The organism is Crocinitomix algicola (assembly GCF_001661595.2).
GTDB classification, from domain to species: Bacteria; Bacteroidota; Bacteroidia; order Flavobacteriales_D; family Crocinitomicaceae; genus Crocinitomix; species Crocinitomix algicola.
In genome coordinates this window covers 1-15,675 of sequence record NZ_LYPF02000027.1, presented here as the reverse complement: position 1 = coordinate 15,675, position 15,675 = coordinate 1, and the positions used below count along the sequence as shown (strand labels likewise).

The 15,675-nt window shown below is 35.4% G+C and carries 15 protein-coding genes; 11 read left to right on the top strand and 4 right to left on the bottom strand.

Annotated elements, in window-relative coordinates:
* The first annotated feature begins 1 nt into the window (after position 1).
* Positions 2-427 (top strand): SRPBCC domain-containing protein, encoded by a 426-nt coding sequence (locus A8143_RS14895; RefSeq protein ID WP_070138460.1) that lies wholly within the window; start codon positions 2-4, stop codon positions 425-427.
* Here A8143_RS14895 and A8143_RS14890 read toward each other — a convergent pair whose 3' ends face one another.
* Together A8143_RS14890 and A8143_RS14885 are read right to left on the bottom strand one after the other, a co-directional pair.
* A complete protein-coding gene (locus A8143_RS14890) occupies positions 428-1,489 on the bottom strand; it encodes a bestrophin family protein (RefSeq protein WP_070138459.1) in 1,062 nt (353 codons plus the stop codon). It lies immediately after the preceding gene.
* Positions 1,490-1,582: 93 nt separating this feature from the next.
* On the bottom strand, positions 1,583-4,063 hold the full coding sequence (locus A8143_RS14885) for a T9SS type A sorting domain-containing protein (protein WP_070138458.1): 2,481 nt from the start codon (positions 4,061-4,063) through the stop codon (positions 1,583-1,585).
* 236 nt (positions 4,064-4,299) lie between these two features.
* On the opposite strand from A8143_RS14885, the gene A8143_RS14880 reads away from it, so the two are divergent.
* The 5 genes from A8143_RS14880 (at position 4,300) to A8143_RS14860 (ending at position 7,780) form a co-directional block, all read left to right on the top strand.
* Positions 4,300-4,722 carry a VOC family protein gene (locus A8143_RS14880; protein ID WP_070138457.1) on the top strand — a complete coding sequence of 141 codons (423 nt, stop codon included), beginning with the start codon at positions 4,300-4,302 and terminating at the stop codon, positions 4,720-4,722.
* An 84-nt stretch (positions 4,723-4,806) separates the two neighbouring features.
* Complete coding sequence (locus tag A8143_RS14875) at positions 4,807-5,880, top strand: toxin-antitoxin system YwqK family antitoxin (protein ID WP_070138456.1); 1,074 nt, start codon at positions 4,807-4,809, stop codon at positions 5,878-5,880.
* Between the two features lie 360 nt (positions 5,881-6,240).
* Positions 6,241-6,513 carry an HU family DNA-binding protein gene (locus A8143_RS14870; protein ID WP_070138518.1) on the top strand — a complete coding sequence of 91 codons (273 nt, stop codon included), beginning with the start codon at positions 6,241-6,243 and terminating at the stop codon, positions 6,511-6,513.
* Positions 6,514-6,615: 102 nt separating this feature from the next.
* Positions 6,616-7,296: a TrmH family RNA methyltransferase gene (locus A8143_RS14865; RefSeq protein ID WP_070138455.1), complete on the top strand. Its 681-nt coding sequence runs from the start codon at positions 6,616-6,618 to the stop codon at positions 7,294-7,296.
* Positions 7,297-7,426: 130 nt separating this feature from the next.
* Complete coding sequence (locus A8143_RS14860) at positions 7,427-7,780, top strand: iron chaperone (protein ID WP_070138454.1); 354 nt, start codon at positions 7,427-7,429, stop codon at positions 7,778-7,780.
* 2 nt (positions 7,781-7,782) lie between these two features.
* Here A8143_RS14860 and hutF read toward each other — a convergent pair whose 3' ends face one another.
* Positions 7,783-9,153, bottom strand: a complete 1,371-nt coding sequence (hutF, locus tag A8143_RS14855; RefSeq protein ID WP_070138517.1) for a formimidoylglutamate deiminase — start codon at positions 9,151-9,153, stop codon at positions 7,783-7,785.
* A 117-nt stretch (positions 9,154-9,270) separates the two neighbouring features.
* Here hutF and A8143_RS14850 point away from each other — a divergent pair, with 117 nt between their 5' ends.
* From A8143_RS14850 to A8143_RS14830, 5 genes are all read left to right on the top strand, one after another.
* Positions 9,271-10,365: a Nif3-like dinuclear metal center hexameric protein gene (locus A8143_RS14850; RefSeq protein WP_070138453.1), complete on the top strand. Its 1,095-nt coding sequence runs from the start codon at positions 9,271-9,273 to the stop codon at positions 10,363-10,365.
* A gap of 3 nt (positions 10,366-10,368) precedes the next feature.
* A complete protein-coding gene (locus tag A8143_RS14845; protein ID WP_070138452.1) occupies positions 10,369-11,115 on the top strand; it encodes a zinc ribbon domain-containing protein in 747 nt (248 codons plus the stop codon).
* Positions 11,116-11,243: 128 nt separating this feature from the next.
* Complete coding sequence (fabG, locus tag A8143_RS14840; RefSeq protein ID WP_070138451.1) at positions 11,244-11,990, top strand: 3-oxoacyl-[acyl-carrier-protein] reductase; 747 nt, start codon at positions 11,244-11,246, stop codon at positions 11,988-11,990.
* 160 nt (positions 11,991-12,150) lie between these two features.
* Positions 12,151-13,305 (top strand): hypothetical protein, encoded by a 1,155-nt coding sequence (locus A8143_RS14835; protein ID WP_070138450.1) that lies wholly within the window; start codon positions 12,151-12,153, stop codon positions 13,303-13,305.
* Positions 13,306-13,402: 97 nt separating this feature from the next.
* Positions 13,403-13,984 carry a 3'-5' exonuclease gene (locus A8143_RS14830; RefSeq protein ID WP_070138449.1) on the top strand — a complete coding sequence of 194 codons (582 nt, stop codon included), beginning with the start codon at positions 13,403-13,405 and terminating at the stop codon, positions 13,982-13,984.
* Between the two features lie 4 nt (positions 13,985-13,988).
* Here the strand turns inward: A8143_RS14830 and A8143_RS14825 are convergent, their stop codons facing one another.
* Entirely contained in the window at positions 13,989-15,347 is a 1,359-nt protein-coding gene (locus A8143_RS14825) for a dicarboxylate/amino acid:cation symporter (protein ID WP_070138516.1), read from the bottom strand.
* Between the last annotated feature and the right edge of the window lie 328 nt (positions 15,348-15,675).

Genomic DNA, 15,675 nt, shown 5'->3' with positions numbered 1-15,675 from the left:
TATGAAACTCTCGATTGAAACAAAAATTAACATTAATGCGCAGCCGGAACAAGTTTGGAAGGTTTTCTCAGATTTTAAATCCTATCCAGACTGGAACCCTTTCATTTCAAAGCTGGAAGGAAAAGTAATTGTTAATCAACACATATTTGTCAAATTACCAGGAATGAATTTTAAACCAAAGGTTGAAAGGTTTGATCCATTAGAAAATTTAACTTGGAAAGGAAAGTTATTTATTAAAGGTTTATTTGATGGCCGTCATTATTTCCAACTAATTCCTGAAGCAAATGGTACTACAACTTTTATTCATGGTGAAGATTTCTCAGGCATACTTGTGTTTCTTTTCAAAAAAAACTTATTGACGGAAATTAAAGATGGTTTTAACAATATGAACAAGGCATTAAAAGAAAGAGTCGAATCTAACCTTTAATTACATTTGAATGTGATTAGGATTTTCAAATTGTTGAGGAATATTATTCTCATCCTCATCTATCAATTGAAGAATGTCTCGCGTTATTCCTCTAGAAATATTTGATATGGGAACGTCATTTGGAGATCCTTCAAATGGGTTTTCTCCAGCCAATCCAATTCTAAGCATTGTATTAAATACCCAAATAACGATCACGGTAAACGGAATATTCACCCAGATAAAATATTCACCTATGAATGAATAAGAATCTTTATAAACCTTCATCAAATCATTTCCTATTTCATGAAAATGTGGGATAATTGCGAGCGGCAACAGCCACATAAAAATATGGACAAAATGATAACCAATACTGCCATACTGCTTTGGGTAAGGAAAATTTTTAATTCGTTCCGATTTCCCTTGAAGTGCCGTCATTTCTTCCAAAAAACGTTGTAGTTTAAGTAAAGAAAAATCCCAGATCTTATCTTCATCACATAATCGGCGAAGGTGCTGTGACTGCAAACCGATTATGGCATTTGGTTTATTATCCTTTGTCAAAACATAGGCTAATTCTTCAGTGGATAAATACCCTTCTAGTTCATCCTCCAAACTTGTCACATTTTCGGGAACATTATAATTAAAAACCTCAAGGTCTTGGAGTTTTTCATAAGTCGTTTCCCACGATTTTTTTGATCGCATAGCATATCTCAAAGCGGTTAACCAAGCTATATGACGATGCGTAATTATTTGCAATTCTTCCCGCTCCAAATGATTTGCATTTTTGTGATGAAGATGGAAGCTATCACGAACGGTGATAATAAATGTTCTCGACACATTAACTATTCCACCCCATATTTTACGCGCTTCCCATATCCGGGCGTATGCAGCATTATTTTGAAATCCAACCATAAATGCAACCGCTGTTCCTATTAAGCCAACTGGCGTAAAAGGTAATTGCATCCATTTTAGATTTAAAACTTCATACAAGACTGTAGCAATGGTTACTAGTGCAAAAAAGAAAATTGTTTCCCTTTTGGTCCAAATTAATACTTTTTTAAGGGGATATCGTCGTTGCGTATACATTACACCTGTTTAGTTAGTTGACATTGACAAACATAGAGAAAAAAAAATGGCGACAAAAATTTGCCGCCATTTCTTTTATTCGTTTTATTATGTCTATTGAACAACTAAACGTACAGTTTTAGTTTGTCCTTCAGTAGCTATTTCTACTAAATAAACACCAGACTCTAATACGCCAGCTTCAATTGAAGTAGTAGCGTTTACAAGCTCTTGAGCTAAAACTACTTCTCCTAAAATATTGAAAATTGTCACATTAAATGTACTGTTAGAAACGTCTTGTAACGCAATTTGGAATGCTCCATTAGTAGGATTAGGATAAACGTTCAATCCTGCGAATGTAGTTTCTTCAATACTCGCTGTATTTAACACGTTAACCATAATTTCTTCTGTACATCCATTAGCATCTGTTACAACCACAGTATATGTTCCTGGCTCTAACCCTTCGATATCTTCTGCATCATAATCTCCTGTTCCATCATTGTCCCAATCGAAAGTATAAGGCTCTGTTCCACCTGTTACTGTTAAGTCAATTGCTCCAACTCCACCTTCATAATCATGTGAAATTTCAACATCTAATACCAATGCATCTGGCTCAACTACTTCAGCAGAATCTGTGAAAGTACAACCGTTTGCATCTGTAATAGTATAAACATGGTAACCTGCAGTTAAGTCATTTAATAAGAAACCTACATCACCAGACTCCCAATTCACTTCGTATCCACCTTCTCCGTTAACTGGATTAACAAATATTTGTCCGTCTGCTTCACCGTTACAAGTAATATCAGTGATAGTAGCTTCGCTTGACATTCCTAAAATTTCAGTGGTCATTGTAAATACCTTTCCACCACAATCTCTGTAGTCAGAATCTGAAGTGATCGACAACAATACGTCATACGATAATTCGCCTGATAAATCAATAGGTCCTTCAAATGTATGGAAATAAGTACCAGGTAATAATGTATCTTCTGGGAATTCTTCACATACAAGTCCGTCACCTAAATCATAACAAACTGTATACCCAAATAATGTATCAACACCTAAAATTTCGAACTCTCCAATTAAATAATCAGAAGTTGTAAATCCACAAACAGTGAAGTCATTAGACATGGTAACACCTGTAGGAACACCATCTACAACAATTGGCTCCTCTGTTTGAATGGTGAAGTTATCGATTGCAATACCTGGTCTTGTTACACTTCCGTCAGATGAGAAAACAAATCTAAATCTAACACTTGATTCTCCAGCTAATCCTGTAGCTTGGTGATAAGCATATTCCCATCCATCATTAGTTCCGTCCCACCATTGATTACTTCCGTCATTATACCAGTTTAAACCTGAACCGGAAGCTCCGAATCTAGACCATGAAACTCCATCATCTAGTGTATATTCAATATAAGATTCATCACAACAACTTTCCGTTTCACGATAAATATCCATTAAGACATATGGATCTTCAGCTAATCCTGAAAAATCAAAATAAGGAGAATATGCAAAATCAAATGCACTGTTCGGGTAATTACCCGCAATTGTTGTTCCTAATACAGTAGCCCCCTCACAAGCAAGGTTATTAAAGAAAGGGTTTCCTTCTAAAGGCGCTCCTATTTCCCAAGTTCCTGAACCCGTGAATGCAGTCGCTCCTTCAAAATCTTCTACGAAAGGAAATTCACTAATAGGTAATATTAACACGGCATTAGTTACTGATGTATCATCACAGTGATAATAATCTGTTTCAAGTGCATCAGTATAAGCCACTATTTCATATTCCCCAGTTTCAGAAAAATCTTCAGTTGCTGTAAAAGTATAGGTATTCAAACCTGGCGTAACAACTCCGATTGTTTCACAAACAGCAGCACCTCCGTCTAAAACATAACATACCGATAAATCAAGGATATCATTTGCCGTATTGTTTGTTAATTGAATCTCGATATTCTCGCTATCAGTCAATGGTAATCCTGACTCAATATTTGTAACCCCAATCATTGAGACACTTGCGATTTCCGAAGCAACCACGATATTATCGAATCCAAATCCTTCACGCGTAACACTTCCATCTGAAGTGAAAACAAAACGAAGCTTTACTGTTGCAACACCTGCAGCACCAGGTATTCTATTCGAAACAAAAGACCATCCGTCTCCTTCTCCATCCCACCATTGGTTGGACATGTCATTATACCAACCGATTGCTTCTCCACCATCAGTCAATTTTACCCATGTATCTCCGTCATCTAAAGAGAACTCCATCCAACCTTCATCACAACAACTTTCTGTTATATAGTTTAAGCTGAACTCTACGTATGGATCGTCTAATAATCCACTACAATCAATTGTTGGTGACTCAATAATTGCATTTGCACTGTTTGAATAGTCGCCAGATAAGTTAGTTACCCATGCATTTTCGCCACAAGCATCACCATCGTAATTAATAGTTGCTCCTACTGGTGCTCCCCAAGCCCAGTCTAATCCTGACTCTTCAGTCCATCCTCCATCGGAATCATTAAAGTCTTCGCTGTACACGACCTGACTGATTCCAGTTAATCCGGTTAGCAAGGCTGCTAACCCAATGTAAATCTTCTTCATAACTGTGTAGTTTTTAACATTTATTTCAGGCTAAATATACAAAATTAACAATATGTTTCAACAAATATCAGGTGAAATTAACGTCGATTTATTGTAATCTTAACTCCTAAAAAAACCTAAAACGTATAGATCGTAGAATATCACCAAAGATTTTTTTTTAAATTGTTCATAACTTTTTTTAAAAAAAACTTGAATAAATAGTTATCACCGTTTAATAAGTGAAATTTACATCCTACATGAAACCAAAAATAGACCATATCCAAATTACCGTAAAAAACCTCGAATCAACAGAGTTGTTTTTTGATCAGGTATTCCCGCTACTGGGTTTTAATCTCAAAAATAAGTCTAAGGGCCATGTGCCGGAACATGCGTTTGAGGTAATCGAATATAATTGTGACGATTTTATCATTGGCTTTAATTCTCCAAGAAAAGAATTCGAAAATGAAGAAATCCATCGAAGAAAACCAGGTGCTGTGCATCATATAGCTTTTAAAGCTAGTACTAAAATAGAAGTTGATAATTTTTACTTAAAACTGAAATCAATAATAGCTAAGGACATAATCCCACCTCAATACTACCCTCAACATGGTGAATCTTATTACGCTATTTTCTTTAAAGACCTGGATGGAATTAAATGGGAATTTGTTTTTGAAGAGTGAAGTCTATTTAAAAATTCATCAAATTTAGATTATTAGGGTAATATATTTATGAATTTATTATCTTGTCCCTTCGATATTATTAGCATGAACTATTTGGGTTTCGCATTTTTCATTTGTCTTTTTAACCATTCCGTCTCTTTTGGGCAAGAATGGGACACAATATATTATGATGTAGATTGGAATGAGACCACTTATTCTAATCAACTTGCCTTTTATCGCATTTATTCTAGAGAAACGGTTGAGGGTGTATATCCGGTTAGAGATTATTACATGTCAGGTATTCTTCAAATGGAAGGGCAATACGCAGATGCTTCTCATGAAATAATGACAGGCAAGTTTATTTGGTATTATTCGAACGGAAACAAAGCGCAAGAGTCTTCCTTTATCGACAATAAATACCATGGTGATTATATTGAATGGTATGAGAATGGACAAAAAAGCGCTCATGAACGGTTTGACATGGACAAAGAGATAGACTCAACAATGTACTGGTATGAAAATGGCCAGTTGAGTGATTTGTACATCTATAACACAACAAACAATATTGATTCCGTCTACTCTTGGTACGAAAACGGAAAAAAATGCGATATCGGTACAGTAGTAGACTTACCACAGCAGTATGTCAAAGTCGATCAACTTTGGGATGAAGAGGGTGTACAACTAATTAAAGATGGTAAAGGCATACAAGCCATTTATTTCGATGAATATTATATAGAAGGTCCGATAAAAAATGGGTTAATGAACGGCACTTGGACGAAATACAATTATGATGATGAAGTTGAAGGCAAGCTTAAATTTAAAGACGGTTCTTTTGTTCAAGGTTACTTGTTCAATAATGGTCAAAAAGATAAGTTTGACACATGGGAACGTGAACCAGAATTTAGCTCAGGAGGAATTGATGGTTTTTCGAGTTATATTGAAAAAAACTTAGCCTATGATTGTGAGGATGAAATAAAAAATAAAGTTTATGTGAAGTTTATCGTAAACAGGGATGGCACCATTTCCTCATTTAATATAACCGCAGGAGAAGTCTCCGATTGTCAATATGAAAACCTTAAAGATTTGTTTAGAGATATGCCTAAATGGAAACCAGGAATTCAAGCCGCTAATTATGTAAGCGTGAGTTTTACTTTACCGATTGATTATAAAAACTACTAATTCAATCCTATAAACAAGATTTTAAAAACAGATAAAAATTGACGAAAAACTAATCAATCAATTTGAGTAAAATCTAGCCACCATAATTTTTAAACATTCTGTTAATTTTGTGTATATTCCTTTTAATTTAAGGAGTTATAAAAATCCTTAATCAAATCAATACCTCGATTTAAAAAACTAATCCACCCATACAAAACCCCTTAAAACCCTTGTGAATAGGCGTTTTCAGACTCACTTATCAACATTTTGCCGATTTTATTAACAAATTTTTGAATTTTTCTTCGGAATTCCTTGCAGGATAAGGATTTTCAGATATATTTGTTCGACATTAATTTTTTAACCATAAAAACAAAATTGATTATGAACAAATCAGAATTAGTAGATGCTATTGCATCACAATCAGGATTATCAAAAGCAGATTCTAAAAGAGCATTAGAAGGTTTCATCTCAGCTACAGAAACAGCTTTAAAAAAGGGAGATAAAATCTCTTTAGTTGGATTTGGATCTTTCTCTATTTCTCAAAGAGCTGCTAGAACAGGAAGAAATCCTCAAACTGGTAAAGAAATCAAAATTGCTGCTAAGAACGTTGTTAAGTTCAAGGCTGGAGCAGATCTTTCTGCTAAAGTAAACTAAGAATTTACTTTCAAAAATATTTGTCCCCTCCCGTACTTTCGGGAGGGGATTTTTTGTTTCAAAAAAATTATCACTCGTAAATTTAGAACTAAATTTGGTCCCATGGAAAAAGTCGATTACCTATTGGAGAAATTCTATGAACATATCTCGGAAAATAAGAGAGAAAAATTTGACACTATCGTTCTTGACAGAACCAGACATATCACCGTGGTTTTAGAGAACATTTTTCAACCTCATAATGCCGCAGCTGTTCTTAGGTCGTGTGATTGTTTTGGTATACAGGATGTCCATGTGATTGAAAATGACAATGCCTATTCGCCGAACAAAGAAATTGACATGGGCTCTTCTAAATGGCTCAACATCAATCGCTATAATGAAAAACCGGACAATACACTTGACTGTATTAACCACTTAAAATCAAAAGGGTATAAAATTGTTGCGACAACTCCTCATACTAACGATTGCCAAATTAACGAATTACCACTCGACCAACCCATTGCTTTGATGTTTGGTACTGAAGCAACCGGCTTAACGCAAAATGCTTTAGATGCTGCTGATGCTTATGTAAAATTGCCAATGTATGGCTTCACCGAGAGTTATAATATCTCCGTTTCAGTAGCTCTTGCCCTATTCAATACCAGCGAGCGTATGAGAGAAAATGATACCATTTCATGGCAATTATCAGAAAAAGAACGGAACGAAATCAAACTCAATTGGGCAAAAAAAGTGGTTAAACACAGTGAAAAAGTAGAAAAAATTCTGAAAGATCGATTCAACCAATAACTCGAAACTACCGGAAACACACAATTTTCTCTTAGCATTCCACAACAAACACAACCAGCTTATAATCAAACACTTGACTTGTATTGTGTTTTTTCTTAAATTGGGTTTCACCAACCAAACCCTTTTTAATATGATATTTAACACTATAGACCAATATGTTTCTAATTTTCCGCCTAGCATTAGAACTAAATTAGAAGAATTGAGATTGCTTATCGCAAAAAATGCTCCAGAGGCATCTGAAAAAATCTCTTATAATATGCCTACCTTTTATCTGAATGGTAATTTGGTTCACTTCGCCGGCTATAAAAATTACATCAGCCTGTACGGTGTCCCTACAAACCTACCTCACTTGCAACATAAAATAAACAAGTTTGCAATTCGAAAAGACAGCATTCAATTTCCTATTGATCAACCACTACCTGTTTCACTCATTGAAGAGTTAATTCGAACAAGAGTGATGGAAAATATTGCACAACCTGCTTAATACTATCTAGACTTTAACTTGGCCATAGTAGCCGCAAATTCGGCATTAATTTCTTCGAATAAGAAATGTTTACCTTCTTTTACCAATAACTCTCCATGCGAAATAGTTCCATATTGCATGGTCGCATCCGTACAATATAAAATGGTCGAAGGCAAGTTTTCCAAAGATGAAGATCCTATTAATGGACTATTAGCATCGATCAAAACAGCATTAAAATAATCGCCAACCTTAAAGTAATCGCTACTGTAGTTATTCATTGCCTTTCGACCGGAAACTATAGATTTTTCAAATGAATACAAGCCACTGTCTCCCTGATTCTTATCATAAAACGTATTTCGTTTATGACTGATTAATCGTTGACCGTAATCCAGAATTCGTAACTCTTCAAAAGGATTTAATCCGACATGACTGTCTGTTCCAATACTCCATTTCCCCCCAAATTCATTAAATTTTCTTAACGGAAAAATACCGTCACCTAAATTACCTTCCGTACTTGGACACAATACAACATTAGCCCCGGATTTCGTTATCCCTTCTACTTCTTTTTGAATCAAATGCGTAGCATGTACCAAATGATAACGTTCATTTAAATTTAGATTTTCTAATAGCCACTCAACAGGCCGTTTATTAAGGTATGCTAATGAATCTTCTATTTCTTTTAACTGCTCAGATACATGTATATGAAATGGTAAATTTTGAGGCCCATTTTTAGCAATTTCGACTATCACTTTTGGATCAACGCCCCGCATCGAATGCATTCCAATACCTAAATTAGCGTATTCGTATTTTTTCACCGAATTTGCACTTGCATCCAATAATCGATAGTAAGAATCAATATCATTTGTAATAAATCGCTTCTGTCCTTCCGTTGGATCTAGTCCAAAACCTCCTTTTTGATAACAAATTGGGATTAAAGTAATACCGATACCTACTTTTTTCGCTGCCGCTACAAGCCGTTCTCCCATTTCAGATAGGTTATCATATTCACTACCGTTTTGATTATGGTGGACATAATGAAATTCCGCCACATTGGTATAACCATGACGCAACATTTCTGAATAGAGCATCGAAGCAATTGCCTCAATATCATCAGGACTAATCGTCAGGGCCAATCGATACATTGCTTCTCGCCAAGACCAAAAATCATCGGGTGTTGCTGTTGTATTATGCCGCTCTGCAAGACCTGCCATAGCATATTGGAAAGCGTGAGAATGTGCGTTCTGAAAACCAGGAAGAGCAAAGACATTTAAACATTCACTGGCAGGAATCCCGTAATTTATTGCCTCAATCTTACCGTTATCCCCCACTAATACTTCGCAATTCTCTCTAAACCCATTCCTCTGAAGTAATCCCCTAAGTTTGTATCTATTCATTTTTATAACTTTCATCCAAAAATAGAAATATTATTGGGTTAAAAGCCTCCAAACGAAAGTCTGAAAATTATAGAGCAACGTTTTTTTTAGAATTAATTCTTCAATTATCTTTGTTTCATGAAGATAGTAGAAATCACTAAATATTTGGAGTCTTTGGCTCCTCTATCCAGTCAGGAGTCTTACGATAATTCTGGACTCATTGTAGGGAATCCACATAATGAATGTACAAACGTTCTTATTTCGTTAGATTGTACGGAAGATATTGTAGAAGAAGCAATTAAAAAAAACTGTAATTTAATTATATCACACCATCCAATTGTTTTTAAAGGGTTAAAGAAATTAAATGGTAAAAACTATGTTGAAAGAACGGTTATAAAAGCCATTAAAAATGAAATTGCTTTATACGCTATTCATACCAATTTAGATAATTATCAATTTGGAGTGAATTATAAAATTGGTCAAGCACTTGGCATAAATAACCCTCGAATACTTGCTCCAACAAATGGAAATTTAAAAAAGTTAAGTGTATTTTGCCCAAAATCCTCAAGTCATCAGGTTAAATCAGCTCTTTTTGAAGCTGGAGCTGGTCATATTGGCAACTACTCTGAATGCAGTTTTGAAAGTGAAGGAATTGGTAGTTTTAAACCTTCCGAAATAGCGGATCCTTTTGTTGGCACTATCGGTGAAAGACACAATGAGGACGAGGTTAAGATTGAAGTACTCATTAATGGACACCTCCAAAATTCTGTAGTAAATTCTTTGCTAAACGCTCATCCATACGAAGAAGTTGCGTTTGATATTTACCCAATAGACAATAAAAATTATTATGAAGGCGCAGGAATGATTGGCGAATTGAACGAAGAAATGGACGAAGCTGCTTTTTTAAAGCAAGTAAAACAAGTCTTTAACTGTCAAATAATTCGACATACGAAATTCTTAAATAAACCCATTAAACGCGTCGCATGGTGTGGTGGGGCTGGAAGCTTTTTATTACCTGCAGCTAAATCTCAAATGGCTGATATTTATATCACTGGGGATTTTAAATATCACGAGTTTTTTGATGCAGAATCTGACCTCGTTATTGCGGACATTGGGCATTTTGAAAGTGAACAGTACACAATTGAGTTAATTGATGAGTTATTAAGAAAAAAATTCCGTACATTTGCACCTTGTTTAACCGAAATTAACACTAATCCGGTAAAATATTTTTAATACATGGCTAAGAAAAAAGTTGCAGATCAGACAATTGAAGAAAAGCTGAATAGCTTATGGGAGCTTCAACAAATCGATTCAGGAATCGATAAAATTCGTACAATTCGTGGTGAATTACCTCTAGAAGTTCAAGATTTATCTGATGAAGTTGAAGGACTGCAAACACGTTTATCTAAGTTAGAAGACGAGTTAAAAGAATTGGAGACGGAGATCAGTGATCGTAAAAACATGATTAAAGATGCCAAAGCGGCAATCAAAAAATATACCGAACAACAAAAGAATGTTCGTAATAACCGTGAATATGATTCAATCTCAAAAGAAATTGAGTTTCAAGGTTTAGAAATAGAACTTTCTGAAAAGAAAATTAATGAAGCAAAGGCTAAAATTGAGCACAAGATGGAAATCATCAATACCTCAAAAGAAAAATTAGCTGAACGTACTTCAGATTTAGAGCTTAAGCAAAAAGAGTTAGATGATATTTCTGCTGAAACAGAAAAAGATGAAGAGCGATTAACAAAAAAGTCTGAAAAGGCTCGAAAAGTTATCTCTGATCGTTTACTAGTGGCGTATGACCGATTAAGAAACAATTCTAAAAATGGTTTAGCTGTCGTTTCTGTAGAGCGTGATTCTTGTGGCGGATGTTTCAATAAAATACCACCACAAAGACAACTCGATATTCAAGCAAGAAAGAAATTAATCGTTTGCGAACATTGTGGCCGAATCCTCGTTGAACCTCCTCACGAAGATTAAACCAAAAAAAGATATTTTCCATCCCTTGTCATTTTTTGGCAAGGGATTTTTTATTCGTTGTCTACTCAATTTAAGATCTGAATTGAAAAGTAGATTATTATTGTATATTTAACCAAAAAACATTACGTATGGGTCTATTAGATGGTAAAGTAGCCATAATTACAGGAGCTTCTCGTGGAATTGGGAAAGCAATCGCAGAAACTTTTATTACACAAGGTGCAAAAGTTGCATTTACTTACTTGTCTTCGGATGAAAAAGCTAAAGCACTCGAAGCTGAATTAACTGCAAACGGTGGTACAGCAAAAGGGTTTAAGTCTAATGCCGCAGAATTTGATGCTGCACAAGAGCTTGCTGATGCTGTTATGAAAGAATTCGGGCAAATCGATATTCTTGTAAATAACGCAGGTATCACACGTGATAATTTATTAATGAGAATGAATGAAGAGCAATGGGATGAAGTGATGAATACGAATTTAAAATCAGCTTTTAACCTAACAAAAGCTGTCCTTCGTCCAATGCTTAAAGCAAAGAAAGGCTCTATAATTAATATGAGCTCTGTTGTTGGTGTCTCAGGAAACGCTGGTCAAGCAAATTATGCTGCATCCAAAGCGGGTATGATCGGTTTTACAAAATCTGTTGCGCAAGAATTAGGTTCTAGAAATATTCGATGCAACGCCATCGCACCTGGTTTTATTGAAACAGAAATGACTGCTGCATTAGATGAAACAGTTGTTCAAGGCTGGAGAGATAACATCCCAATGAAAAGAGGTGGAACACCTGAAGATGTTGCCAATACTACGGTATTTTTAGCTTCTGATTTATCGGCTTATGTTACTGGACAAACAATTAATGTTTGCGGTGGTATGCTCTGCTAGTTAATATTAACACTCAAGAAAAAACCGTTGCATGATAAGTGTAACGGTTTTTTTTCACACATTTATTTAGTGAGTTGATAAATGGAAAAGCAGGTTTGGTGTATTGCCCCTTTTTTTTATCATCAAAAAAAATAGATTTGTTTCAACCAATTTTTACATTATGAAACACCTATTCATCCCTTTTGGGAGCCTACTATTTAGTGCACTATTTTCTTTGAATTCCTATTCACAAGGTTGTGTGGCTATTCGACCAATGAGCTGTTCTTCAACCAACGCTAATAGCTTAAACATTCTTGAAAAAGGTGCACTCCAATTCAGTACAAACTATCAATACTTTAAATCTTTCAGACACTTTCGAGGTAGCCACCAAGAAAAAGAAAGAATTGAAAATAATACACAAGTCGAAAATTTTTCCCATAGCTTTGAATTAAGAGTTGAATATGGTGTTACTAGTCGTTTATCTGCAAGCATTAGTATTCCTTATCTTTCTTATAGTAGAACTTCGCTTTACGAACATTACGGAAACTCTTTGGACCGGAATCCTGATCAATTAAGGTTTGAAACAAATTCAAACGGATTAGGCGATATAAGAATCAATACTAATTTTTGGCTTTTTGATCCACTAAATTCAGATTCGAAAGGAAATATAGCATTAGGGCTGGGAATTAAATTACCGACCGGAAACGAAAACGTTCAAGGTAATTTCCATAAACGTTCAAGTATTGACCAAGATTCTATCGTTACAAAAGCTGTAGACCAATCAATTCAACTCGGTGATGGCGGTTTTGGTATAATTTTTCAATACCAAGCTATGAGAAAATTATTTAAAGGAACGCTATTTTACTCAAACGGTTTTTATATGTCGAATCCAATGACGGAAAACACTACCTTAGCAAGAGGAACACTTCTAAATGTAAACCCAATAATTGCCTATCATTCAATTCCAGATCAATTCGCTATTCGTGCGGGCCTAAATCAAACAGTTTCAAAAGTCCACGGTTTATCATTTAGTCTAGGTGCACGATTTGAAGGTGTTCCTAGTCACGATTTAATCGGTTCAAGCAATGGCTACAGAAGACCAGGACACGTTTTATCTGCTGAGCCAGGTATTTCTTACGCACACAAAGCACTAAATTTTGGACTATCAGTACCAACAGCTGTGTATAGAAATAGAGTCAAAAGCGTCTATGATCTCTCTGATCCCTTAGGTGAAAGACATGGTGACGCAGCCTTTGCCGATTACTTAGTGAACTTTACCTTCTCATATCGAATCCATCCGACTAAAAAAGATTCCCATCAACCTATGAATGACTAGGATAATATTTAGGCTAGTATTGTCTAAATATTGTCCTTTTTCAACGCTTTGTGTTAATTCTAATGGATTTTTTTTATATTGAGACAAAACATTTTTAATGTTCGCAACTAATATTACCAAAGAAGAAATCAACGAGCTCCCACTTGATCGATATCAAGGTGAAATTGTGATCGTTGATCGTGAAGCTCAATTAAAAAACTGTATTGAATCAATTAGAAAACACAAAGTTGTTGGTTTTGATACGGAAACTAAACCGGTTTTTGTTAAAGGACAATCCAATGATGTCGCTCTGGTTCAAATTGCAATTCCCGAAAAAGTATATCTCATTCGAATCAATGTTTTGGGATTAATCCAAGAGTTAATTAGCCTTTTCGAGAATCCAAACATTATCAAGGTTGGCGTGGGTTTACGTGACGATTTATTGTTCCTGAATAAAATGCAACCATTTAAGGCAAAAGGATTTGTAGAAATCAATGAAATAGTCAATAAAATAAATATTGATGCCAACGGACTTAGAAAGTTAACAGCTATAATTCTCGGTTTTAGAATTTCAAAAAATGCACAGGTTTCAAATTGGGAAGCTCAAACACTCAACAAAAAGCAAGAAATATATGCCGCAACTGACGCCTGGGTCTGTCTAAAAATGTACAATAAACTAAAGCAACTTGAACTAATCTAATTGCTTATAAATGTTCAGGATGATCATCCCAATTTTTAACTTTTGGTTTCCCTAATTTACCCAACGATTTCGCAACGATCATCGAAACCGTAGCGTCTCCCGTAACATTTACGGTTGTACGCAACATATCTAAAGGTCTATCTACGGCAAAAATCAACGCCAAACCAATACCAATTTGTTCTGGTTCAAATTTACCAATAGCCTGTAGAACAATAATTAACATGACCATTCCTGCACCGGGCACTGCAGCGGATCCAATTGAAGCCATCAACGCTGTTAAAACTATAGTTATCTGATCCATAAAATCTAAATCAACACCCAAGGCTTGCGCTATAAAAACAGCTGCTACTCCCTGATAAAGACTGGTGCCATCCATATTTATTGTTGCACCAACTGGCAATACAAAAGATGATACTTCTTTTTCTACACCAATATGCTCTTCAACCCGCTCCATTGTTACCGGCAAGGTTGCGGCGCTACTGCTTGTCGTAAATGCCAATAATTGGGCCGGTGAAAGTTCCTTCAAAAACCAAATAGGATTCTTTTTCACAAAAAATCCAACTAAAAACAAATAAAATACAATCATCAATAATAAACCTAGCGCAACAGTGCCTGTATATTGAATCAAAGCCCATAAAATTTCTGGATCTTCTGAAGAGACCACAACAGCCGCCATTAATGCAAATACGGCCACGGGCGCAGAAAGCATTATTAAATCCACCATCTTTAATACAACCTCGTTCAAAGCATCAAAAAAATCTTTAATCGGTTTCGCCTTCTCATCAGGAATCAGTAATAAGGAAATACCAAAAAATATTACAAAAAATATTACTTGTAACATATTGCCATTCTCCGACATCGCTCCAAAAATATTACTTGGAATCATGTTTTCAATAAAACTTAAAGGTCCACTTTTCGATTGAGAATCCGCTGCTGCAAATTTCTTAGCAATATCAGGGTTATTGCTATAATTTTCTATCATCGTATCTATGGTCTCTTGCCCTACTCCTCCACCAGGTTCTATAATATTAACAGCCAATAAACCTATCGTAATCGCAACAATAGTCGTTCCAATGTATATTAAGATTGATCGCCCTCCTATTTTTTTGAACTTCGAAATGTCCTTCAAATCAGATATTCCTTTTAATAAAGATGCCAATATCAATGGAATTGCTATTAATTTTAGCAAGTTGATAAAAATACTTCCCCACGGTTTTACCCAATTAATTGTGAATGATTTTCCACCGTCGATTTGGGACATCACTACACCAAAAATGATCCCTAAAATCATTCCAATAATTATTTTCCAATGCAATGGAATCCCTCTTCCTTTTTTAGGAATTGCTTGATGGTTTTTCGACATAAGTAGATTTTTCACTAAAATACTGTTTTGAACTGAAAACGCAAGAATCTCTTTTCTCCTATTTTCAAATGAACTGCCATCCAAAATTGTTGCTCAGCATATCCTTTTAGCAAAAGCAATAGAAATCAATCAAATACAAATCAAAAGATTATACGCCTTTTATTTTGGGCGTTCCACCCCAACAGTTTGCAACTGTGGGTGGCGGGCTTTTCACACTCGCTTCCGTCCGTCTCAGACGGACGGAGAGCTCAAACAATTGCTCCAATCCCTAACGCGAAGTGTTCAACTCCGCATTCACTGCTACTCTCCCGTCAACAGTTTAATATTC